This is a genomic window from Bacillus sp. FAU20 (genome assembly GCF_056033865.1).
This window is the reverse complement of record NZ_JBVYHY010000027.1, coordinates 144,200-168,265: the sequence shown is the minus strand read 5'-3', so window position 1 is coordinate 168,265 and position 24,066 is coordinate 144,200. Positions and strand designations below refer to the sequence as shown.

Annotated in this window: 23 protein-coding genes and 1 pseudogene; 6 read left to right on the top strand and 18 right to left on the bottom strand. The window is 34.7% G+C overall.

The window, feature by feature from the left end:
• Positions 1-32 precede the first annotated feature (32 nt).
• Entirely contained in the window at positions 33-152 is a 120-nt protein-coding gene (locus AC0OM3_RS26530; RefSeq protein WP_000358482.1) for a YfhE family protein, read from the top strand.
• A 368-nt stretch (positions 153-520) separates the two neighbouring features.
• Here AC0OM3_RS26530 and AC0OM3_RS26525 read toward each other — a convergent pair whose 3' ends face one another.
• The 12 genes and pseudogenes from AC0OM3_RS26525 to AC0OM3_RS26470 all read right to left on the bottom strand — a co-directional run bounded on the left by AC0OM3_RS26525 (position 521) and on the right by AC0OM3_RS26470 (position 14,816).
• A complete protein-coding gene (locus tag AC0OM3_RS26525; RefSeq protein WP_000594687.1) occupies positions 521-1,687 on the bottom strand; it encodes a diglucosyl diacylglycerol synthase in 1,167 nt (388 codons plus the stop codon).
• Positions 1,688-2,099: 412 nt separating this feature from the next.
• On the bottom strand, positions 2,100-2,831 hold the full coding sequence (gene pflA, locus AC0OM3_RS26520; protein WP_000238466.1) for a pyruvate formate-lyase-activating protein: 732 nt from the start codon (positions 2,829-2,831) through the stop codon (positions 2,100-2,102).
• Positions 2,832-2,901: 70 nt separating this feature from the next.
• Complete coding sequence (gene pflB / locus AC0OM3_RS26515) at positions 2,902-5,151, bottom strand: formate C-acetyltransferase (RefSeq protein ID WP_000195482.1); 2,250 nt, start codon at positions 5,149-5,151, stop codon at positions 2,902-2,904.
• 339 nt (positions 5,152-5,490) lie between these two features.
• Positions 5,491-7,038 carry a glycosyltransferase family 2 protein gene (locus AC0OM3_RS26510; RefSeq protein WP_474213348.1) on the bottom strand — a complete coding sequence of 516 codons (1,548 nt, stop codon included), beginning with the start codon at positions 7,036-7,038 and terminating at the stop codon, positions 5,491-5,493.
• A complete protein-coding gene (locus tag AC0OM3_RS26505; RefSeq protein ID WP_000037019.1) occupies positions 7,031-7,996 on the bottom strand; it encodes an NAD-dependent epimerase/dehydratase family protein in 966 nt (321 codons plus the stop codon). Before AC0OM3_RS26505 ends, AC0OM3_RS26510 begins: the two co-directional genes overlap by 8 nt.
• Positions 7,993-9,234: a nucleotide sugar dehydrogenase gene (locus AC0OM3_RS26500; protein ID WP_001088928.1), complete on the bottom strand. Its 1,242-nt coding sequence runs from the start codon at positions 9,232-9,234 to the stop codon at positions 7,993-7,995. Before AC0OM3_RS26500 ends, AC0OM3_RS26505 begins: the two co-directional genes overlap by 4 nt.
• Complete coding sequence (locus AC0OM3_RS26495) at positions 9,227-10,771, bottom strand: glycosyltransferase family 2 protein (RefSeq protein WP_474213346.1); 1,545 nt, start codon at positions 10,769-10,771, stop codon at positions 9,227-9,229. The genes AC0OM3_RS26500 and AC0OM3_RS26495 overlap by 8 nt, the downstream gene beginning before the upstream one ends.
• Positions 10,772-10,784: 13 nt before the next feature.
• Complete coding sequence (locus AC0OM3_RS26490; RefSeq protein ID WP_000899469.1) at positions 10,785-10,979, bottom strand: LSm family protein; 195 nt, start codon at positions 10,977-10,979, stop codon at positions 10,785-10,787.
• 16 nt (positions 10,980-10,995) lie between these two features.
• Positions 10,996-11,397, bottom strand: a complete 402-nt coding sequence (locus AC0OM3_RS26485; protein ID WP_000335529.1) for an LSm family protein — start codon at positions 11,395-11,397, stop codon at positions 10,996-10,998.
• Between the two features lie 155 nt (positions 11,398-11,552).
• A complete protein-coding gene (locus AC0OM3_RS26480) occupies positions 11,553-12,806 on the bottom strand; it encodes a serine hydrolase domain-containing protein (RefSeq protein ID WP_000371847.1) in 1,254 nt (417 codons plus the stop codon).
• Positions 12,807-13,057: 251 nt separating this feature from the next.
• The gene (gene nagE / locus AC0OM3_RS26475) at positions 13,058-14,560 is read right to left on the bottom strand and encodes an N-acetylglucosamine-specific PTS transporter subunit IIBC (protein ID WP_000938892.1); all 1,503 of its coding nucleotides are present in this window, start codon (positions 14,558-14,560) and stop codon (positions 13,058-13,060) included.
• 141 nt (positions 14,561-14,701) lie between these two features.
• A pseudogene (locus tag AC0OM3_RS26470) lies at positions 14,702-14,816 on the bottom strand (transcriptional regulator).
• A gap of 69 nt (positions 14,817-14,885) precedes the next feature.
• On the opposite strand from AC0OM3_RS26470, the gene glsA reads away from it, so the two are divergent.
• Positions 14,886-15,815, top strand: coding sequence for a glutaminase A (gene glsA / locus AC0OM3_RS26465; RefSeq protein ID WP_001149850.1), 930 nt, complete (start codon positions 14,886-14,888; stop codon positions 15,813-15,815).
• Between the two features lie 174 nt (positions 15,816-15,989).
• Positions 15,990-16,331, top strand: a complete 342-nt coding sequence (locus AC0OM3_RS26460; protein WP_000766604.1) for a DUF3969 family protein — start codon at positions 15,990-15,992, stop codon at positions 16,329-16,331.
• A gap of 22 nt (positions 16,332-16,353) precedes the next feature.
• On the opposite strand, the gene AC0OM3_RS26455 is transcribed toward AC0OM3_RS26460, so the two are convergent.
• Complete coding sequence (locus AC0OM3_RS26455; protein WP_000532409.1) at positions 16,354-16,512, bottom strand: hypothetical protein; 159 nt, start codon at positions 16,510-16,512, stop codon at positions 16,354-16,356.
• Between the two features lie 114 nt (positions 16,513-16,626).
• A complete protein-coding gene (gene ytaF, locus AC0OM3_RS26450; protein WP_000108731.1) occupies positions 16,627-17,238 on the bottom strand; it encodes a sporulation membrane protein YtaF in 612 nt (203 codons plus the stop codon).
• A 130-nt stretch (positions 17,239-17,368) separates the two neighbouring features.
• On the opposite strand from ytaF, the gene AC0OM3_RS26445 reads away from it, so the two are divergent.
• Entirely contained in the window at positions 17,369-18,022 is a 654-nt protein-coding gene (locus tag AC0OM3_RS26445; RefSeq protein ID WP_001262772.1) for a DUF1232 domain-containing protein, read from the top strand.
• Between the two features lie 99 nt (positions 18,023-18,121).
• Here the strand turns inward: AC0OM3_RS26445 and AC0OM3_RS26440 are convergent, their stop codons facing one another.
• The 3 genes from AC0OM3_RS26440 to AC0OM3_RS26430 form a co-directional block, all read right to left on the bottom strand.
• Complete coding sequence (locus tag AC0OM3_RS26440) at positions 18,122-19,396, bottom strand: acetylornithine deacetylase (RefSeq protein WP_474213252.1); 1,275 nt, start codon at positions 19,394-19,396, stop codon at positions 18,122-18,124.
• 95 nt (positions 19,397-19,491) lie between these two features.
• The gene (locus AC0OM3_RS26435) at positions 19,492-20,913 is read right to left on the bottom strand and encodes an amino acid permease (RefSeq protein WP_151522371.1); all 1,422 of its coding nucleotides are present in this window, start codon (positions 20,911-20,913) and stop codon (positions 19,492-19,494) included.
• Between the two features lie 106 nt (positions 20,914-21,019).
• Positions 21,020-21,274, bottom strand: a complete 255-nt coding sequence (locus tag AC0OM3_RS26430; RefSeq protein ID WP_000859489.1) for a biotin/lipoyl attachment domain-containing protein — start codon at positions 21,272-21,274, stop codon at positions 21,020-21,022.
• A 293-nt stretch (positions 21,275-21,567) separates the two neighbouring features.
• Between AC0OM3_RS26430 and AC0OM3_RS26425 the strand changes: the two genes are divergently transcribed.
• Together AC0OM3_RS26425 and AC0OM3_RS26420 are read left to right on the top strand one after the other, a co-directional pair.
• The gene (locus AC0OM3_RS26425) at positions 21,568-22,971 is read left to right on the top strand and encodes a sigma-54 interaction domain-containing protein (protein WP_474213251.1); all 1,404 of its coding nucleotides are present in this window, start codon (positions 21,568-21,570) and stop codon (positions 22,969-22,971) included.
• Between the two features lie 83 nt (positions 22,972-23,054).
• Positions 23,055-23,258: a hypothetical protein gene (locus tag AC0OM3_RS26420; protein ID WP_000063854.1), complete on the top strand. Its 204-nt coding sequence runs from the start codon at positions 23,055-23,057 to the stop codon at positions 23,256-23,258.
• A gap of 44 nt (positions 23,259-23,302) precedes the next feature.
• On the opposite strand, the gene truA is transcribed toward AC0OM3_RS26420, so the two are convergent.
• Positions 23,303-24,040, bottom strand: a complete 738-nt coding sequence (gene truA, locus AC0OM3_RS26415; protein ID WP_002181877.1) for a tRNA pseudouridine(38-40) synthase TruA — start codon at positions 24,038-24,040, stop codon at positions 23,303-23,305.
• Positions 24,041-24,066 lie beyond the last annotated feature (26 nt).

Below are 24,066 nucleotides of genomic sequence, written 5' to 3'. Positions count from 1 at the left end.
AATAGTAACTTTAAGACACGAGGTGATTTGTAATGGATAAAAAGAAACGTGATAAAGCAAAAAACACATTATCTAGTACACAAGAAGTTCTCTATCAACGCGAATTTCAAAAAGCAGATCGTGCAGCAGGATATCGCTCGAAAAGCATTTAAAGTGAAAATGAATAATTAGAAGTTTCCCCCCTAATTATTCATTTTCATTACACAATTTTCTCGACTGATAGAAGTAAGCAAAAAGGACCCTTATACATAAGGGTCTTTTTTGCTGTGGACAACTTTATCCACAAAATCAATGAAATTGTTAGTAATTTTCAAAAACATTTAATATTTTTCTATATTAAAGCATATATCAGCTGTTTTAATTGTGGATATTTTTCTAAAAATTGTGGACAATGTGGATATAGTTGTTAATATTCCGACTTTACTGTTTAATGAAAGCGTAATCCTTTTGTGGATAACTGGCTAAATTTTCTTTGAAAATAATAAAGAACCCTCTTTACATATACAAAGAGGGTTTCATATTAAGTAAAAGATTGTGCAAGAGCAGGTGATTTAATAGGTATATGGCGCGGTTCTGCATGATTTTCTGCCAAAATTGCATCTACAATATGACCAGCTGGCTCTGGAAGATAGATGCTTTTCATTGCTTCTTTCATTTGAAGAAGCTTCACATCATCTTGTAATAATGCCTCTGTTTTAGCAAAAACCTCACTATCATCGCGAATGACAACTGCTGCTCCCTTTCTTTCAAAGTACATCGCATTTTCATTTTCTTGTCCTGGAACAGGCTTATATAAAATGACAGGTACTTGCAACGCTGCTGCTTCACTTAATGTTATTCCGCCTGGCTTCGTAATCATACAAGAAGTAACACGGAATAATTCATCAATATTTTCAACATACCCAAACACTTTTAATGCATCGGAATTTTGCTTCTGTAAACTTAATAAATCCTGTTTTAAAGCTTCATTTTTTCCACAAACGACAACTACTTGTAAATTAGGCACTGACATAAATGATTGGCATAGTTCTTTTACATTTCCTAATACTCCATGAGCACCTGCTACAATTAGTAAAATCTTTTTGTTCTCACATAACTGATATTTATTATATATGATTTCTGGATTTACCTTTAACTCAAAACTACTCCGAATTGGAATTCCTGTTTCAACAATTTGTTCCGCAGGTACACCGATATCAACCATCAATTCTTTCACGTGATCCGTTGCAACAAAATAACGATCTACTTCTCGATGAATCCATATTTTGTGCACGCAAAAATCCGTTAATACGTTATAGACAGGAATTGAAATACCTGTTTGTTTCTTCAATTCTGGTACAGCGATAATTGGAAATGTATTAATTACAATATCTGGTTTCTCCACCTGTAACAGTGTTTTCAAACGTTTTCTTCCAAAGTTCGCATACCAAGATGCTATTTTCTTATCATAAATTTTTTCTACCCCGTAATAAAACAAACGATATAATTCTTTTCCTATTGTATAACTTTTTAAATATAGATATTTTGTAATGTCAGTTATAAATGGATGTGATTCTCCAAACAAGTCGCATACAATAACATCTTCAATTCCTTTTTGGCGAAATGTTTGTTCTAATGTTTTTGCTACTTGCACATGACCATTACCGTAATGTGCAGTTAATATTAAAACCTTGGGGTTTTTTATCAAACAAATCCACTCCTAGCTTTTTGTTTCTCCATATTGCATATACGACAATAGGAAAAACATTTTCCTTAAAAATTACATAAACAGATTCTAATAATTCCCTTTCAGCTATGTACCTGTCGTGGATATGCAAAGCATATAAGATTGACCCCTTAATCCTATCTGTGCTCATATCTTTACATTATACTTTCCTATAAGAGCTTTCGCAATAACTTACAAATGTTCTCTATTCCATGATACTCACTCTTTTACTTCTTAATTCTTTTTACTATTTTGATTTCCCTTTACAATTATGTAAATTTCTCCACTTATTCCTTACAAAATTATGGATATTCTACTTTCAGTATACTCTTTTATCAATATATACTCTAGATTTTATTGTAAAGAAAGCAAAAAGCCTAATCCAATATTTGGATTAGACCGCTTGTAAAATATGTTTAGCATGTTCTACATTTTTCTCAGTAGGTGGTTCTACATTTGCGAGTGGGTACTTGTGTCCAAGCGCCTCCCATTTATATACACCAAGCTTATGATATGGTAACACTTCAACTTTTTGAACATTAGACAGGCTTTGAATAAAGCTAGATAGTTTTTGTAGATCCTCTTCATTATCCGTAACACCAGGGACTAATACGTGTCGTACCCAAATCGGTTTATTCTTATCCGATAAATAACGAGCAAATTGTAAAATATGTTCATTTGGTTTCCCTGTTAATTTACGATGCTTTTTGGAATCGATATGTTTCAGATCCAATAAAACTAAATCTGTATAATCCATTAAAATATCTAGCTTATTTTGGAATTCTGGTTCTTCAGAATAACAACCACCAGAAGAGTCAATTGTTGTATGGATACCAGCCTCTTTACACTTTTTAAACAACTCAATTAAAAAGTCTAGCTGTAATAATGGCTCTCCACCGCTAACTGTTATACCGCCTCCGGAAGCTTCAATAAATGGAAGGTAACATGTCACATCCTGCATCACTTCTTCAACTGTTATTTCTTTACCTTTACCGATTTCCCACGTATCAGCATTATGACAATATTGACAACGTAATAAACACCCTTGTGTAAATATGACATAACGAATCCCTGGGCCATCAACAGTACCACAAGACTCTACAGAATGTATTCTTCCTTTTACCATGTTACTTCCTCCTTTATTGAAACAGCCTCCCTTCGCTATATATTAAGAACGAAGGGACACTTTTTTTCATTTACATGCTTTCATGCATTGTACGGTTAATTACATCAATTTGTTGTTCACGAGTTAATTTAATAAAGTTTACAGCATAACCAGATACACGAATTGTTAATTGTGGATACTTCTCAGGATGTTCCATTGCATCCATTAATGTTTCACGGTTAAATACGTTAATATTTAAGTGGTGACCTTCTTTTACTGCATAGCCATCAAGCATTGATACTAAGTTACGTACTTGTACATCATCTTCTTTACCAAGTGCTTTCGGAATAATAGAGAATGTATTAGAAATACCATCTTGTGCATCTTTATATGGTAATTTAGCCACAGATAATAATGAAGCTAATGCACCTTTTGTATCACGTCCATGCATTGGGTTCGCACCTGGTGCAAATGGTTCTCCAGTACGGCGGCCATCTGGAGTATTACCAGTTTTCTTACCATATACAACGTTAGATGTGATTGTTAAGATTGACATTGTATGAACAGAATTTCTGTATGTTTTATGTTTACGAAGTTTATTCATAAATGTTTTTACAAGATTTACAGCAATCTCATCTACACGATCATCATTGTTACCGTATTTAGGGAAATCTCCTTCAATCTCGAAGTCAACTGCAATACCATTTTCATCACGAATTGGTTTTACTTTTGCGTATTTAATTGCACTTAATGAATCTGCCACTACAGATAGACCCGCGATACCTGTTGCCATTGTACGAAGAACATTTGTATCATGAAGTGCCATTTCAATACGTTCGTAGCTATATTTATCATGCATGTAATGAATAACATTTAATGTGTTTAAATACAGGCCTGCTAACCATTCCATTGTCATATCAAACTTATGCATAACTTCTTCATAATCTAATACTTCAGAAGTAATCGGTGCGTACTCAGGACCAACTTGTGCTTTAGATTTTTCATCTTTACCACCGTTAATCGCATATAGTAATGCTTTTGCTAAGTTTGCACGTGCGCCGAAGAATTGCATTTGTTTACCAATTCTCATTGCAGATACACAGCAAGCAATTCCGTAGTCATCGCCGTAATCAGCACGCATAATGTCATCATTTTCATATTGAATTGCTGATGTTTTAATAGACATTTTTGCACAGTAGTTTTTAAAGTTTTGTGGTAATTGTTTAGACCAAAGAACTGTTAAGTTTGGTTCTGGAGCTGGTCCTAAATTATCTAATGTATGCAAGAAACGGAATGAGTTCTTTGTTACTAATGAACGACCATCTAATGCCATACCACCGATAGACTCAGTTACCCAAGTTGGGTCACCAGAGAATAATTCATTATAATCAGGAGTTCTTGCAAATTTCACAAGACGTAATTTCATAATGAAGTGATCCACAATTTCTTGTACTTCTTCTTCTGTTAAAGTACCATTTGCTAAATCTCTTTCAATATAAATATCTAAGAATGTAGAAGTACGTCCAAGACTCATTGCAGCTCCGTTTTGCTCTTTAATTGCTGCAAGATATGCGAAGTATAACCATTGGAATGCTTCTTGCGTATTTGTTGCTGGCTTAGAAATATCAAAACCATGAGCAGCAGCCATTTGTTTTAACTCTTGAAGTGCACGCATTTGCTCAGATAACTCTTCGCGTAAACGCATTGTCTCTTCGCTCATTACACCGCCAGTTAAATTTAAATCAGCTTTTTTCGCTTCAATTAAATGATCTACCCCATATAATGCTACACGACGGTAGTCACCGATAATACGTCCACGTCCGTATGCATCTGGAAGACCAGTAATAACACCTGATTTACGAGCAGCTCTCATTTCTGATGTATAAGCATCGAATACACCTTGGTTATGAGTCTTTCTCCAATCTCTAAAAATACGACTAAGTTCTTTATCCATTTCGTATCCGTAAGATTCACAAGCTTGTTCCGCCATACGAATACCACCATATGGTTGTAAAGAACGTTTAAATGGTTTATCAGTTTGGAAACCGACTACTTTTTCAATATCTTTATTTAAATATCCTGGTTCATGTGATGTAATAGAAGAAACGATTTTTGTATCCATATCAAGAACGCCACCGTTTTCACGTTCTTTTGTTGTTAAATCCATTACTTGATCCCAAAGTTGTTTCGTTGCTTCAGTTGCTCCCGCTAAGAAAGATTCATCTCCTTCGTAAACGTTTACATTATTTAAAATGAAATCGCGAACATCAATCTCAGCTTTCCATTTTTCACCTTTAAAGTTTTCCCATGCGTTTTTAACATTTTCTAATACTTGAGTCATCCTAATCTCCTCCATTTTTGATTAGTACAGGACTAAGATTTTTTATATAACAGCTTACACACTTAGAATACTACTTTTTTGCGAAAGTGAACGAAACAGTTGTGACATGTTTGTGAAATATTGAGCAAACTACTATATGTATAGTGTTAACTTCACTTAAAAGTCTTTATAATTAACCCTTTCCTTAATTGTATTTTTTTGGTACCCTTATATACGAGTCCTATTTTGTAATATAAGAACAATAACCATTGTAGAGCTGTAATACTCTTATCTCCTAATCTGTTATAGTTTTTATAACAGAACAAAAAAGTGTACATATGTTGTACACTTTTTTTGTTACTACTCTAAAACATCTCTTTTTCTATTGCCGTCATAGAATCCGCCACGATTGTCTGTTAATGCAATTATTTGCTCTAGTCCCTCTATATGATCACCTATAATTCGAAGTACAGCTGGAGGGTGACCTATTTTTGCGAAATGTTCACTGGGACGAATACGGTTCATCTTATCAACCTCAACATGATATACACATGCAATTTCAAATCCAGAAAGAAGAGCCTTCACTTGTGCTACACAAGGTGACAATAAAGATTTATACCCAATTGCTTTCAAACACTTTTGGCTAAATGCATTAGGTACCGCAATAAGTGATCCTACCCCTAAATCCTTTCTATCACAAGCTAAATTTAATGCATATTTAAATGCAGTTACAAGATGAAGCGGTACTCTTAAATCTAAATAATGATTTAGATCATTTAATGCGACATCCATTCCATCTGCAATAGCTTTTGCGAAAGGATATAGTTCCCTAGCCGGGATAACAAAGTCACCGTCTATAAACAACACAATATCGCCTTTTGCAAAGTAAGTTCCAAGTGAACGCCCTACATCGTTTCCAAGTGCTTCTTTATATACAATTGTTGTTGCTCCCTTTTCTTTTGCAATCGTTGCGGTTTGATCAGACGAGCCATTTACTACAACGATAATTTCAAAAGGTTCAATTTTTCGAAGTTCATCTATAACATTTCCAATTGTTTTCTCTTCATCTTGTACAGGAATAATGACTGATAATTGCTTTCCTTTATACAATTTAGATGTAATGCCCCAACCTTGATAAAAATCTTCGAAATCTAGAGTATGATAGACACTATCCCTTTTCCTATTTCCATCATAATATCCTCCGCGCTCATCACTACCTACTATTCGCTCCGCTACAGCTTCTATATGATCACCTATCATCCGTTTTTCAGATTGCGACAGACCCGTGCCATATGCAGCATGCTCGGTCGGCCGAAATTTATTTGGCGTAATAACGTCAATTGCACAATGCCGACTAATTCTCCATTCACTTTGAACTAGGCGTAAATGAGCGACAATAGGATTAACAAAGCTTTCATATCCAATGCTTTGAACGACTTCTTTCGTCAACGCATGAGGTGCATCTAATAAGGAATCAATTTTTAATTCTTCACGCTCTAACATTGCATTTAATATTTGGCGCCATACTGTAATAGAATTGGGTTTTTGCCTTTTTAAAAATAATGCATCCAAGTTATTTAAAACGATGTCGGTCTGATCATGTAAAATCGGATTCAGGAATAATTGTAATTTGGAAGTTTGAATAGCAAAATCACCATCTATAAATAGTAATACATCACCTATCGCGTGTTTTGCGCCAACCGCACGGCCAACATCGTTCCCTAGTAGCTCCGTATGCTTGATTACTTTACACCCTAAATGATCAGCAACCTCTTCTGTACCATCGTTACAACCGTTTGCTACTACAATAATCTCTATTGGATTTAATCCTTTTGCCGATTGGATAACATCTGAAATCGTTTCAACTTCATTACATACAGGTATAATGACCGATAGTGACTTAGCCATTATTTTCTTCACGGAACCACTTAATAGTTTCTTTCAATCCTTCTTCCCACGTTACTTCTGCTTGAAACTGAACAAGTTCTCTTAATTTCGCAACATCCGGTCTTCTATTTGGAATTTCTTCAAATCCATGTGGGTATACCTCTTCGAAAGGAACTTGGACAATTTTCGAAGAAGATTTCGTTAGTTTTTTAATTACTTCTGCTACTTCTTTTATACTCTTTTCATTCTCAGAACCTATGTTAATAATTTCACCATTTACCTTTTCATCCATCGCTCGAATCGTTGCCTCTACCGCATCACTTACATACGTAAAACAACGTGTCTGCTCTCCATCTCCATATACGAGAATGTCTTCTCCTTGCAGTGCCGCACTAATAAATCGCGGGATTACCCCTGCATACGGACCATCTTTCGCTCTTGGACCATAAATATTAAAATAACGAACAATCGTTACCGGTAAACCTTCTAATGCGTATCCTAAACATAATGTTTCTTCTAATGTTTTACACACTGCATAACTCCAGCGTATTTTAGAAGTTGCCCCGTATAATCGATCTCCCTCTTCAGAGAAAGGCGGCTTGGCCTTACCATATACTTCTGAAGTAGAAGCAAAAACTACTTTCTTCTTTCCTTTTAACGCTGCTTGTAAAATATTTCTCGTCCCATCAAAATTCGTTTCTATGAGCTCTATACTTTTTTCCATTGTTGTTTTCACACCTAAAATTGCTGCTAAATGAAACACGACATCATGCTGATCTACTAATTCATAAATAGAATTTTTATCTAAAACACTTATTGGAATAACACGGATTTCTTTCATCAACTCTTTATGATACTTATTTTTACCTTTATAAAAGTTATCCACAACAGTGACCTCATAACCTCTTCTCATCAACTCTTCAGCTAAATGCGACCCGATAAATCCGGCCCCACCTGTAATTAAACATTTCTTACTCATTTACTCACCTTCTTTACGATCCCGCGTGTATCTATTACTTGATCCATTCCTTTAAAAAGCTTCCAATCAATATTTGAATGATCCGTTAAAATTAAAATACAATCCGCTTTTTTAACTTTTTCTTCATCTAAAGAAACAGATTGGTACACCTTATCTCCCATTTCCGCGGAAGAAATATAAGGATCATGATATTCTATCTCGTATCCTTTATTTCTTAATAACTGAATAATCGGTAACGCTGGTGATTCTCTCAAATCATTTACATCTTTTTTATACGCAATCCCTACAATTAACACCGTTGCAGGTGATTGCACCACACTTTTTACTTTCCGGACTATTTTCTCTGGCATTTCTTCATTAATCACATGTGCAGCCTCAATTAATTGACTAATTTCCCCATTCTTTTTTATTCTCCATTGGAAATATAAAGGATCTACTGGAATACAATGTCCTCCTATTCCTGGTCCTGGCCAATATGGGGTAAATCCAAATGGTTTTGTAGATGCGGCTTCAAGCGCCTCATAAAAATCAATTCCTAAACTTTCACATAGTGTGTTTAACTCATTTACTAAGGAAATATTGACTAGGCGCTGAATATTTTCAAATAACTTACACATTTCCGCTACTTTTGGAGAACTAACTGGAACAACTACATCAAATGTAGTGCTATACAACTCCTGTACTTTTTGTTTACACTTTTCTGTTTGTCCACTAATAACTTTTGGAATAACTTGAACTGAATATTGACTATTTGCTGGATCAATTCTCTCAGGGGAATATCCGATATAGAAATCTTCACCTACCTTTTTACCATTTTGAGAAATAATAGGTAGGATGACTTCTTCAAGTGTGCCTGGATATGTGGAGCTTTCAAAAATGAAGGTTTGTCCTTTTTGAAGGTTTTGTTGTATATAATGCGAAGCTGAAATGAGGGCACTTAAGTCTGGTTCTCTTTGTTCATTAATTGGAGTCGGGACAGTGACAATAACATAATCACTATTTTGAAAATCAGCAATGCCTTGATCCGGTGTATTTACTGTTAATTTTTTTTTGGTCAATAAACTTTGTAACTCTTTAGAAGAAACATCCGGAATATAACTTTCTCCTTTTATAATTGAATCTATTTTTCTAATATCTTTATCTAATCCAAGTACTGTATGCCCTCTTTCTGCAAAATGTACTGCTAAAGGAAGGCCAACATACCCTAACCCAATAATAGCTACTTTACTACTATTCATTTGTATTCTCTTCTTCCCTTCTCAATTGTTGAATTATATCTCTATCTCTATCTCCATCAGTAAAGCCACCGCGTTCGTCCGTACGTTGTAATAAATACGCAATCGCCTCAATTTGATCACCGAAAATACGATCAAATGCTGAAATACGTCCATTTACAAATTCGTGTTGCTCTGGACGTACTCGATTTGTTTTTATAACATCTACTAACTCTACTGCTGTAATAGAGAATCCTTCTAAAATAGCTTTCACTTGTGCTAATGGCGGAATGATAAGGGAGTCATATCCTATTTTCTCTATTACCTTCTTATGAATGGCATGTGGTACAGCAGTTAGTGAGTTATTCCATAAATCTGGTCTTTTCGCTACCAAATTCAAAAAGTATTTTCCCATACTAATTGGATCTGCTGGATGAAACATATCTAATAAGCATTGTAAATCATTTAGCACCACGTCATTTCCATCTTCAACAGCATGTAAAAATGGAGTGAGTTTTTTTGCTGGAATAACAAAATCACCATCAACGAATAAACAAATATCTGCCGTAGCATGCATGGCCCCTATTGCTCGTGCTACATTATGTCCAAGCGCCTTCGTAAATTCAACAACAATAACATTCTCTAGCTTTGTCTGTTTAACAGTCTCAACATCTGCTCCATTCGCGACAACTATAATTTCATCTACACCTGCTTCTTTCACTTCTTGTATAACAGACCTTATAGTTGTTTTCTCTTCTGATACCGGGATAATGGCACTATATTTCGCTTTTTTCTTTTGTAATAAAACTGGTTTATACTTTCCTACAAACTCTCTATCTCTATTGTCCTCTGAAAAATCACCGCGATTACCGTATGTTTCAATTACGTATTGTAAAGCACGCAAATGATCACCCATAATACGACTAGTCGCTTTCGGATAAGGAGAGCCAGGTGATGTGCCCGTATGGACAGGACGAACTTTATTTGTGTAAATGACATCAACTGAAGCCATATCAGAAATATCTACTCCTCTAGACATCGCCATCGCTTGAAATAGTGCTGGATCCGCTAAATTCCACCATCCTAGTTTTTCAATCACTTCACGACTTATCGCATGTGGTATCGCAATTAAAGATCCTACAACAAACTCTTTTTTGTTCAAATAACGGTTTAACATATATTTTCCAACCGTCGTATAATGCGGTCTCATCTTCAAATAAACGGACCATGTTAAATTATTTAAAACAATCTCATGTCCTTGCTGTATTCCTATAATAAAATTGTATAATTCTTCACTTTTCATGACGATATCGCCATCTAAAAATAAAACAATTTCACCTTTTGCTTCTCTAGCACCAATTGCCCGTCCCACATCATTACCAAGGGAATATCTATAATAAATCACACGGCAATTATGCTGTAGCGCTATTTCTTTCGTACCATCTGTCGATCCATTATCTACTATGATAATTTCATATGGTTCGAGCTTTCTTACTTCTATTAAAACTTTTGATAAAGTACTTGCTTCATTATGCACTGGAATCACAACTGACACTCTCATACTTGCATCACTCTTACCCTTCCAAGCGAACATAAGCAATAATAGGAATACGTACAACTACATCTTCTGGTGGTCCATAAGAAGGAGAAGTACGAACAATTACTGCCCCATCCGTCACAGATAAAAGAACGCCTGCAATGATTTCTACAGCTGTCACAACTTGCACTAGTTCCCCAACATGGTTACGTAATTCATCAGTAAATAACATATATAACTCTCCTTTCTTACGCTTCTTTAATTGATATAATACTTGTAAATGGTAATAAAACTTCTGTTCCTATTCCTTCTCGCAGTGTTAAGAAATCATCTCCAACCGCTACAATCACACCCGTTAACTGTCCAACTGTCACAGTAATTTCTACGTTTTTACCCAAATACTGCTCTGCAATTTCTTTAAATGGTGATGTATTACATTCTTTTAAAATGTTACAAATAATAGATTGAAATCTACTTGATTCAATAAATTCCTCTGTAGCTTGCTTAGAATTTCTTTGAATAAATCTCGCGAAGTTTTGTGAAAATAAAAGTCTTTCCACAGCAGGTAATAACTTATTATCTAAAAAATAATCTAATTGCCTATTAAACAATCTCGATAATTTATGCCAATATTTTCTGAACAGACACATACACTTCTCCTCCTATTATTTTTAGATTATAAAATTTCACATCCATACATCTTAATGTATACAAAATAGATATTTTTGTGATAGGTAAGACATACATTTTCTAAAAGAAATATTTGGTTCAAGGCATAAAAAAAACTATCCAAAAGGATAGTTTCTTACACTTCAATATTCCGCAATATCGAATAAATGTCGTTATTCACTTTACCAAATGATTTAATGTTATTTTGAATGTTAGATAATAAAACAACATATACACTACCATTTTTACTAAATCCGTTTAAGCAATTCCATCCTGGCATTACACCGTGATTCGAATAGCTTCCTGGGTCTACGTACCATCCAAACCCGTAATCCTTTTTTCCACCCGTAAACATTTGATCGTAACTCTCTTTTGAAATTAATTTACCAGAGAATAGTGCTTCGTTAAATAAATATAAATCATGCGCACTTGTGTATATATCACCACAACCATATAGTTGTGACATGCTCGGAATATTAGGTGTTGTCATATTATTATTTACTATTTTATAACCCGTTGATGGGAATCTTGTTTGTTCTAACGCTGTGCCAAAACCAGAATGTTTCATACCCGCAATAGCAAAAATATGTTGTTTAATATATTCTTCGAGCGACTGTCCACTTACCTTCTCGGCAATGTATGCAAGTATAGAGTAATTCGAATCAGAATACTTCCACTTCTCTCCTGGACCACCAATACGCTTTTGATTTCCTATCCGCTTTATCAGTTCTTCATGAGAAATATCTTCTTTTCCCTGCTCATATTCGGGAATCCCTGATGTATGTGTTAATAGATGTTTTAGCTGAATACTATTACCTTGAGGAAAGTCTGGAATATACTTTGCAACAGTATCTTCTACTTGTAATTTATTTTGATCTTTCAACTGCATAATAGCGGTTGCCACAAACGCCTTTGAAATAGAGCCAATATAAAAAGTTGTCTCTGAATTATTTGGTACTTGCTGCTCTTTATTTGCCATGCCGTACCCTTTATTTAAAAGAACTTTTCCATTCTTCACAATAACAGCCGTACCACTAAATCCTGCGTTTTGTAAATACTGGTCCAATTGAGCGTTTTCATTAATTTCTTGAGGTGGTCCCTCGGTAAGCTTCTCCACAGCTTGCGCTTGCTTCACTTGTTCTTCCTGCTCTTTTTGTTTTTGTTGTTTTTGTTCTTCTTGCTTCTTTTTTTCTTCTTCTTTCTTTTTTAGCTCTTCTTGTTTCTTCATTTCTGCTGCCGCTTTTAAAGTTTCTTCTTTCTTATTATGCGCAACAATTTTTGTATACATGAAATATACAAGTGATAGTAGTAAGACGAAAATAATTGTTCTTTTTATGTATACAATCGGCCGACGTGCTTCCCTATTCGCATTATTTTTTTCCTGATCCATAATTGCTTTTTTCCCCTTACTCAACAATAATTTAATTCATCTACTAAAGAATTATTTTAGTAGATTATGGATAATCCATTCTATATCATCCCTACTTTATCACGCACTGCACATATTACCAACCTATATGTACAAAAAAGAAAAAGAAAATTTACAAAAGTAAGATTCCCTTTAAATTATTAACAAAAAAGAGGATATCCTCTAAAAAATTGATGTCATCAATCTTTTCGGATATCCTCTTATCGTATTAGTTATACGTGTTTTTTCATATCATCGGCAACAGATTCAACATTTGTACCTACGATAACTTGGACACTCGTGTTACTTAATTTCATAACACCTTTCGCACCAGCACGTTTTAACGCTGCTTCGTTTACTTGACCAGCATCTTTTACTTGTAAGCGTAGACGTGTTGCACAGTTATCAATAACAGTTAAGTTTTCTTTTCCACCTAAAGCTGCTACGTAAGTTTCACCAATTGAACCTGCAACTGGTGCATCACCATCTTCAACTAACTCATCATCATCTTCACGACCAGGAGTTTTTAAATCGAACTTCTTAATTAAGAAGTAGAATACTATGAAATAAATTGCTGCGTAAATTAAACCGATACCTGCTAGTAAGACTGGTTTTGTTGCAATACCGAAGTTTAAAGCGTAATCGATTGCACCGGCACTAAATGAGAAACCATCATGAATGCCAAGTGATGTTGTAATAAATAAAGAAAGACCTGTTAGTACAGCATGAATACCATATAATACTGGTGATAAGAACATGAATGAGAATTCAATAGGCTCTGTAATACCAGTTAAGAATGAAGTTAATGCTAGACCAGCTAACATACCAGTAACTGCTTTACGCTTTTCTGGTTTAGCAGCTGCAATCATCGCGAAACATGCTGCTGGTAAACCGAACATCATAACTGGGAAGAAACCAGTCATAAACATACCCGCTGTTTTATCTCCGGCAAGGAAACGAGCAATATCACCATTAACAACATTACCTGCTGCATTTGTAAAGTCCCCAAATACAAACCAGAAGTATGTGTTCATTACGTGGTGTAAACCAATTGGGATTAATAAACGGTTTAATAAACCAAACAATCCTGAACCAATTGCACCTAAATTAACAATTCCATGAGCTAATGCATCAATACCATTTTGAATTGTTGGCCAAATTTGTGCAAATAGAATTCCTAATATCAGCATCACAACTGATGTAACAATTGGGACGAAACGTTTTCCAGCAAAGAAACCTAACCATTCTGGAAGTTTAATCTTATGGAATTTATTATAAAGAAGTCCCGCTATAACACCGACAATAATACCACCTAAAACCTTCATATCTACTTTAGTCGATAATTCAGCAGCCTTAGATACTTGTGTCATTGTATCCGCAAGCTTAGATGGATCTACATTTGCGCTATTACCTATTAAATCTTGGACTTTACCCAATTTATCTTGTAATTCAGCAGTTGAATACCCTTTGCTAAGCGCATCAATACTATTTTTCATAACAAGATAACCAATTGCACCTGCAAGACCTGCTGCACCACTACCATCCACTGAAAGACCGATTGCAATACCAATTGCAAAAATAAGTGCTAAGTTATCAAAAACTGCTGCGCCGGCCTGTGCCATAACAGGAATATCAAATACATCTGGTTGCCCTAAACGAAGCAATAATCCTGCTGCTGGTAGTACTGCGATCGGAAGCATTAAAGCTTTACCAATACGTTGTAAAAACTGCAACATTTTAATTCCCCCTAATTAAATTTATGAAATCGTTATCATTATAAGTACGCTTTAGAAAACGCTTTCTATTACATAACCATAATAACATATAGTTGTATAGATGTGTAGTTTTTATTTCTGAACTTTTTATGGATAAATCTCCTATTTCCAAACTGTTATATAAAAGGAAATTTCTCCTTTTTAAAATACAGAATACTCGAAACGAAAGACCTATTATATCACATTGAACTTTCGTTTTATCATTCCACTTTTTCATGTTATTATTTATTTCCGAGCATATCGGGAAAAGTAAACTTAGTTAATTCAAAATAGGAGCGTTGGTACTATGCAGTGCATTGAAACAAACAACTTACAACAGTTGTTAGAACAAGTAAAACCATATACGAAAAAAGGAAAACTTGCTACTTATATCCCCGAACTAGGAAATGCAAATCCAGACGATTTAGGGATTGCCATTTTCCATAAAGAAACAGAATATATCCATGCAGGCAACTCACAAACACTATTTACTCTTCAAAGTATTTCCAAAGTAATTACACTTGCCCTTGCCCTTTTAGACCGTGGTGAAGAATATGTATTTTCTAAAGTCGGAATGGAACCAACGGGTGACCCATTTAATTCTATTATTAAGTTAGAAACGACAAGTCCGTCCAAACCCCTTAATCCAATGATAAATGCAGGTGCTTTAGCTATTACAAGCATGTTAGCAGGAAAAGATAACGAGGAAAAAATGGAACGTATTCTTCATTTTGTACGTGAAATAACAGATAATCCTACTATTAATTATTCCTCTAAAGTTGCCGATTCAGAACTAGAGACAGCTTACCTAAACCGTTCACTTTGTTATTATATGAAACAAAACGGAATTATCGATTGTGATATTGAAGAACTTATGGATTTATATACTCGTCAATGCGCAGTTGAAGTAAACTGCATCGATTTAGCACGTATCGGCTTAATTTTTGCAATGGATGGATATGATCCATATAAAAAGAAACAAATCATCCCTAAACATATTACAAAAATTTGCAAAACATTTATGGTCACATGTGGTATGTATAACGAATCTGGTGAATTTGCAATTCGTGTTGGTATTCCTGCAAAAAGTGGTGTAGCCGGTGGTATTTTTGGCTGCGTAAAAGGAGACATGGGAATCGGTATTTTCGGACCAGCTTTAGATGCAAACGGAAATAGTATTGCCGGTTTTAAAATTCTTGAACTTCTTTCTGCTCAAGAAGGTTGGAGCATTTTTTAATCGCGAGTTATCCTGCTATACTAGCAGGATTTTTTATTTCGCCAAAACCTCACTTTTGTCAGTTATCAATCCTCTTACAAAAACAGTGCTGAAAGTTTCTCTATATCATGCATATTTGTTCCCCCCTCCTGAATAATATAGTACAACCTAGCGCTATATGTGGAGGTGTGAAAGATGAAACTAATATTTCAAATGGGAAAACAACCTGTTCTTGAAAAAACAATCCTTCTTTTTATATTGAGTATTGTAGAAAGCTTGAAGTTAAAAGTTGTTTCACTCGACGAAGCTCACCGATACATATTCAATTTAGAAGTACTTGAATTATTAATGGATCGGAACATCGATGATCAAGTACTTGAACTTATTCATTTCGGGATGGGACTTGAAGACATTTATCATGTGCTTCCTGAAGAACTTGAGCATACGATTGAGGAATTAAAGTGGCTTTGCATTCAAGTATTAAGTGAGTACAGTATGCATGAAGAATCCGAACAATTAATTGAAGATATACGGTAAAAAAGCACCTATGTAGGTGCTTTTAATGTTTTTTTAAACTATTTTTATACGCCTCAATATTTACTGGTAGCTCTTCCTCTTCCAAAGTATGTTCATTTACATCTTTATGAATGAACGCACCTTTAGGTGGTTGATGATCATGCCCTTTTTTCTTATGATCAAATGCTTTCCCGCGTCCCATACAAATCCCCCTTTCTTAAAAGAAATCCGTATTAGTATGGAGAAAAGTACGTCGATATATGCAATCTCTTGCTGTATTTCCAAGGAAATACTCGAACCTTGTTTTCTACTCTCCTTACAACAACTGATCGATCCCAATAAGAATTAATAATAGTCCTGCGATAACTGTCGCCCATTTTCCTAAGTATTCTGCTAAAAATCGTTTTCCTACATACGCAAAACCACTAATACAAATAAAACTAAACACCCCAGAAATAGTCGCTGTAAGCCAAAGATTTAAATTTGTTACCCCTGCATCAAATCCACCTGCAATATTATTAATAGACAACGCAACTCCTAAAACAATTGCTTCTGAGAAACTAATTGTTTTAGAACCATCAAAATCTGCTTTTTCCGGATTACGTAAAATGCCCATAAGTACATTACCATCTTTAGAACCTGCAGTATTTTTTTGACCCAAGAAAGGCTGGCACAAAATAAACACACCGATTACCCCTAAAACGATTGCTCCAATCAGATTTGCTGTAAACTCTGAAATAAATAACGCAATCCAGTTTCCAAAAAATCCAGCTAGTAAAGTAAATAAAAATCCAAAGAATGCGATGATAAAATTGTTAAACCACGAAATACGAATTTTACGAATGCCATATGCAATTCCAACACCTGCATTATCTAAATTAGAAGCGATCCCGATTAAAAAAATTGAAAATAAGCCTACTGTACTCATAAATAGTCACCCCTTTTTCTCACTTTTCAATGCATATTATGAAAATGTTGAGCAACTGTGCCTGTCTGTTTCATATACTTGTAATAAATGCTCAATATTTTTTCAATACTAAAAAAGGAGTGCCTACACTATGGCTAATGAAAACCCGAATGATCGGCTTGGCAAATTAATAAAAAAACTTTTAAAAGAACGCGCCTTATCTATGCGCCAACTAGGAATACTTACAAATATTGATCCTGCAACAGTCTCAAGAATTATTAATGGCAAACAACCGCCAAAACAAAAACATCTACAAAAATTTGCAGAATGTCTTCAAGTTCCACCCCAATTGTTATTTGATGAAATGTACCCTGATTCTCCTCACATAAATAAAGAAAAAACAGATATGTACACATCTCTTGATACCATTCAGCAAACGCTGCAATCCTCTAACTTATTCGATTTCGATTACACTACAACTCGCGTAAAACAAGAACTCGAAAATTACGAACGCTATGCCCAGACAACAGAAGGCGAAAAACGTATTCATGACAGTTTCGCAAGTAAATTAGAGCAAATTGATAGTGCTGGTCCTTTTATTGAACAATTAACAGATATGTATCAACAATTTTGCAATGAAACCATTTCAAAAGAAGAACGTGCAGTTCTTGGGAGCGCATTACTGTATTTCATTTTATCGACAGATATTATTCCCGACTATCTCTTTCCAATTGGCTATTTAGATGATGCGATCGCCGTTGAATTAGCAAAAGAGAAATTACTTGAAATAAAGCGAAAGACATAGCAAAATAAAGAACTATTTCAGTTGTTTATTTTTACCTCTGAAATAGTTCACTAAAAAATCGTACAAGTATACATACTCGTACGATTTTACTATACAAATCTATTTTTTCGTGTGGCACCATTCATATATAAATGCTGTTATTACTTTTGTAAATTCAATTAACTGTTCAATTTCAACTTTCTCATTTACAGAATGTGCTTCTTCTAATGTACCTGGTCCATATATAATCGCTGGAATATGAAACTCACTAAACCAACCACCATCAGTTACCGTTGCAGACATATCTAAAATTGCATTTTTTGATAAAATAGACTCGTGTACTGAGCTAAGTTTTTTTACAGCTGCATGTTCCCTATCTACTTCTAATGAAGGGAAAATTTCACCACGATCTACAATCATTGATTCTCCGCCCCACTTAAATTGTGGCGGATTTTCACTTAACCATGGATCGGCAGCTGCTACCTTTCCAATATATTCTTCAATTTCTTTTATTATTTGTTCATGTGTTTCGTTCGGATAGAAGTGCACTGTTATCCATAACTGGCACTCATCCGCAATAAACGCCGCATGCCTTCCCCCCTCAATAACAGCTGGATTAATTGTTGTTGTTCCAGATGGATAGCCTTCATATGTTTTCATGACTGCCCAGTGACGCTCTAATTCTTGTAAGCTCTGCACAATTTTCATCATTTTTTCAATCGCACTCGCTCCAAATAAACGTCCTCCAGCATGGATTATTTGTCTGCGCGTTGCATCATGAAACGTTTGCGGACTTTTCACTGTAATCCATCCAGTAATGACACCACCTTGCCCTTGCATATGTAAATCACTCGTATCCACTACGACTGCAAAGTCAGCATCGTAACCTCGCCTGCAGCATTGAAGTGTTCCTGCCTCTCCAACTTCTTCCCCTATTACTGATTGAAAGATTAAATCTCCAGGTAATTCAATACCAGCTTCTTGTAAAAGTTGAATGGCAAATAGCGCTCCAGCCAGCCCACCTTTCATATCTGCTGCGCCACGTCCAACTAACCAGCCATCTTTTATAAATGGATCAAATGGATCTGTTTCCCACGCCTCATCTGCTGACACTTCAGCTACATCCATATGACCATTAATAATAAGACTTTTATATGAGTCACTTTTTATTCCTTTTTTTACCCCAACAACGTTCGGATCATTCGGATATACATCCCATTTATTAATACTAAAATTTCGTTTTCTTAAAAACTCTGCAACAAATTCTTGCGCTTCATTTGTATTTCTCGCTGGCGGTGCTGGTGTTTCAAAACGAATTAATGTTTTTGTAAGTTCTAACAATTCCTCTTTCCTTGAATCTATTTGTTTTAACAACTGCGAAACTTCTGGATTCATCGCTAATTCCCCTTTGCATACATAGTATGTTTCCAGCTTTATTTTCACAAAAAAAGAGACTGTTTACAATTTTACAGTCTCCTAATTAATCACTATTATAAACTCTCTACTTCCGTTGTATTTGTCTTTTCAATATGCTCTACATTACTTCCCTTATTTCTTGTAGCACGATAAAACAGTAAACAAACAATCATAAATGGAATACCACAATATAATGCCATTCTTTGTTCTGGAATAAAGGCCATTCCAACGATTACTGTTAAATTTAATACTAACGCAAGAAGTGGTACAAATGGATACAATGGTGTTTTAAATTTCAAGTCCTTCACATCCCCGCCCTGCTTAACATATGTCCTTCTAGCTAATAAGTTAGATAGAGCAATAGATGCCCAAACTAGTATCGCTCCGAATCCAGCGATAGAAAGCAGCCATAAATAAACTGTATCTTCCGCATAAATACCTGATAATAATGAGAGACAACCTACAATTGTACTTACAATCAATGCATAAATAGGAACACCGTTTTTAGATAACTTACCAAAAATCGGACTAATCATTCCTTGATTAGACATAGACCATAGCATACGAGAAGTTGCATATAATCCTGAATTCGCAACGGATAGCACTGCTGTAATAATAACGAAATTTATAATATCTGCTGCATAAGGAATACCAATTTTATCAAATACAACTACAAATGGACTTTCAATTACTCCTGCTTGCTGCCAAGGGAATAGTCCAGCAAGAATAAAAATAGATAGTACAAAGAAAACAAGTATACGCCAAACTGTATTGTTAATTGCCTTCGGGATTGTTTTCTCTGGATTTTCACTCTCACCTGCTGCAATACCAACTAATTCTGTTCCTTGGAAAGAAAAATTAACTGCGATCATCGTAATTAAAATGGCTGATAATCCATTGGGGAACAACCCACCATAATCAGTAAAGCTAGAGAACATTGGCGCTGGTTCATTTCCTTTCATATCTAGAAACCCAAACATTGCTGTCCCACCTAAAATAATAAATGCAATAATTGTAATTACTTTAATACTTGCAAACCAAAATTCCACTTCCGCAAAACTTCTTGAAGATAACGCATTAATAGCAAAGAGCAGTACCGCGAACACTACACACCAAATCCATGACGGTACATCAGGAAACCAACGTTTCATCAGAATACTAACTGCAATTAATTCAATGCCTATCGTAGCAGACCAGTTTAACCACGACATCCATCCCACTACATAACCTGCTGCAGGAGAAATATGCTTTGTCGCATACGTTTGATAAGATCCTGCGTCAGGCATCGCAACCGCCAACTCTCCAAGACAGAGCATCGTTAAATACATTACAAATCCACCGACAAGATATGCTACAATTGCTCCTCCAGGTCCAGCCTCATGAATCGTATAACCTGACCCTAAAAAAAGTCCTGTACCAATAACTCCACCGAGTGCAATCATAAATATGTGCCTACTTTTCAATTCTCTTTTTAATCCTTGGTTTTGATCCATCATATAAATCCCCCCTTTTCACTTTGCCAACCCATTTAATGTAAGCGTTTTTAAAAGTATTCATTGTAAAAATAATGATTGAAAAGAGCAAAAATACACGTCACTTACATTAATCACTGCCTGTTACTAAAAGGTCATCCCTTACTGTTATTAATAATTTTTGATCAGCAATAGCTTGTCCTTCTACTACTTCTAATGATTCAATATAACCACTGATCCCTATCTTAATTTCTACTTTCTGTTTATCTATTGTTTCAATTAACGCTAATTTCTCCCACTCGTATACGTAAGAACTTTCCGTAACAAATAACTTCTCTACTTTTCCATAACAAGGACTATACACACCTTCTATAACTGTCTTCACTTTATAAATTCCTCCCTCTTATTAATTGACACCAAAACGTTGTATATCCTGTAAAAATTCATATTCTCCCCTCTAGAGATTTCGAATATTATTTATGCAAAATACGTACCAAGTCTCTAATTCATATATTAAATGAGAGTTTCATACAAAAAAATGTGCACAACCGCAAAATTTTTCGATCATTTAAAAAGTTTTAAACGAAAAATAGCAAAATTTTTTTGCGATTTTATAAGAATTTTAATAAAATTATAAAAAGTCAGTCTTCATAGGGTGAAATGAGGAGAAGATGTTACATGCATACAGAAGAAATTAATTTCAAACAAATTATTGAAATGAATATGCTATATGAAACTTTAATCAATGAACTCGATATCGGGATTCATATTATTAATGAGGAAAGTAAAACGATTGTCTATAACCGCAAAATGATGGAAATTGAATCAATGGATCGCTTAGATGTGCTATATAAAAGTCCTTTAGAGGTATTTGCATTTGAAGAAAATAAAAATAGTACTCTTATAGAGGCATTAAAATTTGGAAAAACAAAGAAAAATATAAAACAAACGTATTTTAACAATAAAGGACAAGAAATTACAACGATTAACGATACTTTCCCTATAATAGAAAATGGAAAAATTAAAGGCGCTATTGAAATATCAAAAGAAATTAGTAACTTAAAACAAACGATAAAAATAAGTCCTTCTCGAAAACAAAGCACTAAATTTACCTTTGATCACATAATTGGTGATTCTGAAGCCATTCAATCAATCATTACAGAAGGAAAAAGAGTAATTCGTACATCTTCCTCCATACTTCTCGTAGGGGAAACAGGCACTGGTAAAGAACTATTTGCACAAAGCATCCATAATGAAAGTCAGCGTTCAACCAAACCCTTTATTTCACAAAACTGTGCCGCTATACCTGATACCTTAATAGAAAGCCTACTATTTGGCACAAATCGAGGTGCCTTTACAGGAGCAATAGATAAATCAGGCTTATTCGAAGAAGCGAACGGAGGAACTTTGTTATTAGATGAAATCAACTCATTAAGTCCAGCACTTCAAGCGAAGTTACTACGAGCTATACAAGAAAAAACAATACGAAGAATCGGAGGCACACACGAAAAAGAAATTGATGTTCGTATTATAGTAACTATCAATGAAGATCCTTTCGAAGCCATCGCACATAATCGATTAAGAGAAGACTTATATTACCGATTAAGCGTCGTTACTTTATGTCTTCCGCCTTTACGTGAAAGAAAAGAAGATATTCCAGATCTTGTTCAGCACTTTATTGAAAAATATAATACTCAATTTGGGCTCAATGTAACCGATGTAGATGTAAATGTAAGAGAATTTTTCTATGCATACGATTGGCCTGGAAACGTACGGGAGTTGGAACATATAATTGAAGGTTCCATGAACTTGATAGAAGATGAAACCATCATTACAGCGTTTCATATGCCTACTCGCTTTCGTGAACGAATAAAAACAGAATTCAATATGCAACATGCACTAACTAATCAAAATACTGATGCACCTAAAACTTTAAAACACACAATAGAAAAAATGGAAAAGAACTACATTAACCAAATTCTTAAAGAAAATCATGGCAACATCTCACAAGCTGCAAAATTTTTAGGATTAAGTAGGCAAAACTTACAATATCGAATTAAAAAACTGCATTTACACATATGAAATAAACATGTCTCCAAGTGCAAAAATAACTTGGTAAAATATGTTATAATAAACATATAACATGCTAGAAAGGGGCTATATATATGAGTAATGATAAAAAATTAAAGTTATTACACTACTTATACCTTCTCCCTGCTGTTCTATGTATAATGTTATTCATTAATGGTGATATGAGTAGCTTTCCTTATGCAAAGCTATTAGGAACAATTAGTGGCTCCTTTGCAGCTATTATGCTTGCTGCTTTTTGGAATTTGAAGCTACGTATAAAAAACGAAAAATCTTCGTAATACTAAAAAAATCGAGCTACTTAGCCCGATTTTTTTATTTGCCATTAAAACTCAACATTCTCTAAATACAACCCACTTGCCTCAGCAAGACAATTAATTTGATTGCGCTGCTTTTCCTCTAAAATGTTTGGAATTGCTTCAGCGTCTAATTGTCCTAATCCAACTTCAATTAATGCCCCGACAATTTTTCTTACCATATTATGAAGGAAGCCGTTACCACTTACTCTAATTTGTACAAACCCTGCCTCTTCCATCACATCAAGTGTATATACTTCTCGAACCATAGATTTTTTCTTTGATTTCGCATTTGAAAAAGCAGTAAAATCATGTGAACCAACTAAATGTTTCGCAGCTGCTTTCATGCTTTTCACATTTAATTTTTTATTCACATGCATGCTATATTTACGCATAAATGGATTTGTATGCTCTTCATTCCAAATTTTATACAGATATGTTTTTGCTTTAGAATTGTAACGAGCATGGAAGCGATCATGTACTTCTTCCACATTCGTAATGCTAATATCATTAGGTAAATATTGATTTAAATATTTTTTCACTTTATGTTCCACTAACTTCTCATCACTTTGAAAGTTAGCAACTTGATTCAAAGCATGTACACCAGCGTCTGTTCTACTACAACCGATAATTTCAATTTCTTTTCCGACCATTTCAGAGATGACACTTTCGATTTTTCCTTGAATCGTATTATCGTTATTACCGAGACGTTGCCATCCTTTAAAACGTGCACCATCGTACTGAATCGTTAATTTATAATTGTACATTTCATTCTCCTTCATAGAAAATATTC

Bases quoted from the DNA above. Each gene is read 5' to 3' on its own strand.
- AC0OM3_RS26530 (WP_000358482.1), top strand. From the start codon at position 33: ATGGATAAAAAGAAACGTGATAAAGCAAAAAACACATTATCTAGTACA.
- pflA (WP_000238466.1), bottom strand. From the start codon at position 2,831: ATGGTAAAAGGAAGAATACATTCTGTAGAGTCTTGTGGTACTGTTGAT.
- pflB (WP_000195482.1), bottom strand. From the start codon at position 5,151: ATGACTCAAGTATTAGAAAATGTTAAAAACGCATGGGAAAACTTTAAA.
- AC0OM3_RS26510 (WP_474213348.1), bottom strand. From the start codon at position 7,038: ATGGCTAAGTCACTATCGGTCATTATACCTGTATGTAATGAAGTTGAA.
- AC0OM3_RS26505 (WP_000037019.1), bottom strand. From the start codon at position 7,996: ATGAGTAAGAAATGTTTAATTACAGGTGGGGCCGGATTTATCGGGTCG.
- AC0OM3_RS26500 (WP_001088928.1), bottom strand. From the start codon at position 9,234: ATGAATAGTAGTAAAGTAGCTATTATTGGGTTAGGGTATGTTGGCCTT.
- AC0OM3_RS26495 (WP_474213346.1), bottom strand. From the start codon at position 10,771: ATGAGAGTGTCAGTTGTGATTCCAGTGCATAATGAAGCAAGTACTTTA.
- AC0OM3_RS26490 (WP_000899469.1), bottom strand. From the start codon at position 10,979: ATGTTATTTACTGATGAATTACGTAACCATGTTGGGGAACTAGTGCAA.
- AC0OM3_RS26485 (WP_000335529.1), bottom strand. From the start codon at position 11,397: ATGTGTCTGTTCAGAAAATATTGGCATAAATTATCGAGATTGTTTAAT.
- AC0OM3_RS26480 (WP_000371847.1), bottom strand. From the start codon at position 12,806: ATGGATCAGGAAAAAAATAATGCGAATAGGGAAGCACGTCGGCCGATT.
- nagE (WP_000938892.1), bottom strand. From the start codon at position 14,560: ATGTTGCAGTTTTTACAACGTATTGGTAAAGCTTTAATGCTTCCGATC.
- glsA (WP_001149850.1), top strand. From the start codon at position 14,886: ATGCAGTGCATTGAAACAAACAACTTACAACAGTTGTTAGAACAAGTA.
- AC0OM3_RS26460 (WP_000766604.1), top strand. From the start codon at position 15,990: ATGAAACTAATATTTCAAATGGGAAAACAACCTGTTCTTGAAAAAACA.
- AC0OM3_RS26455 (WP_000532409.1), bottom strand. From the start codon at position 16,512: ATGGGACGCGGGAAAGCATTTGATCATAAGAAAAAAGGGCATGATCAT.
- ytaF (WP_000108731.1), bottom strand. From the start codon at position 17,238: ATGAGTACAGTAGGCTTATTTTCAATTTTTTTAATCGGGATCGCTTCT.
- AC0OM3_RS26445 (WP_001262772.1), top strand. From the start codon at position 17,369: ATGGCTAATGAAAACCCGAATGATCGGCTTGGCAAATTAATAAAAAAA.
- AC0OM3_RS26440 (WP_474213252.1), bottom strand. From the start codon at position 19,396: ATGAATCCAGAAGTTTCGCAGTTGTTAAAACAAATAGATTCAAGGAAA.
- AC0OM3_RS26435 (WP_151522371.1), bottom strand. From the start codon at position 20,913: ATGATGGATCAAAACCAAGGATTAAAAAGAGAATTGAAAAGTAGGCAC.
- AC0OM3_RS26425 (WP_474213251.1), top strand. From the start codon at position 21,568: ATGCATACAGAAGAAATTAATTTCAAACAAATTATTGAAATGAATATG.
- AC0OM3_RS26420 (WP_000063854.1), top strand. From the start codon at position 23,055: ATGAGTAATGATAAAAAATTAAAGTTATTACACTACTTATACCTTCTC.
- truA (WP_002181877.1), bottom strand. From the start codon at position 24,040: ATGTACAATTATAAATTAACGATTCAGTACGATGGTGCACGTTTTAAA.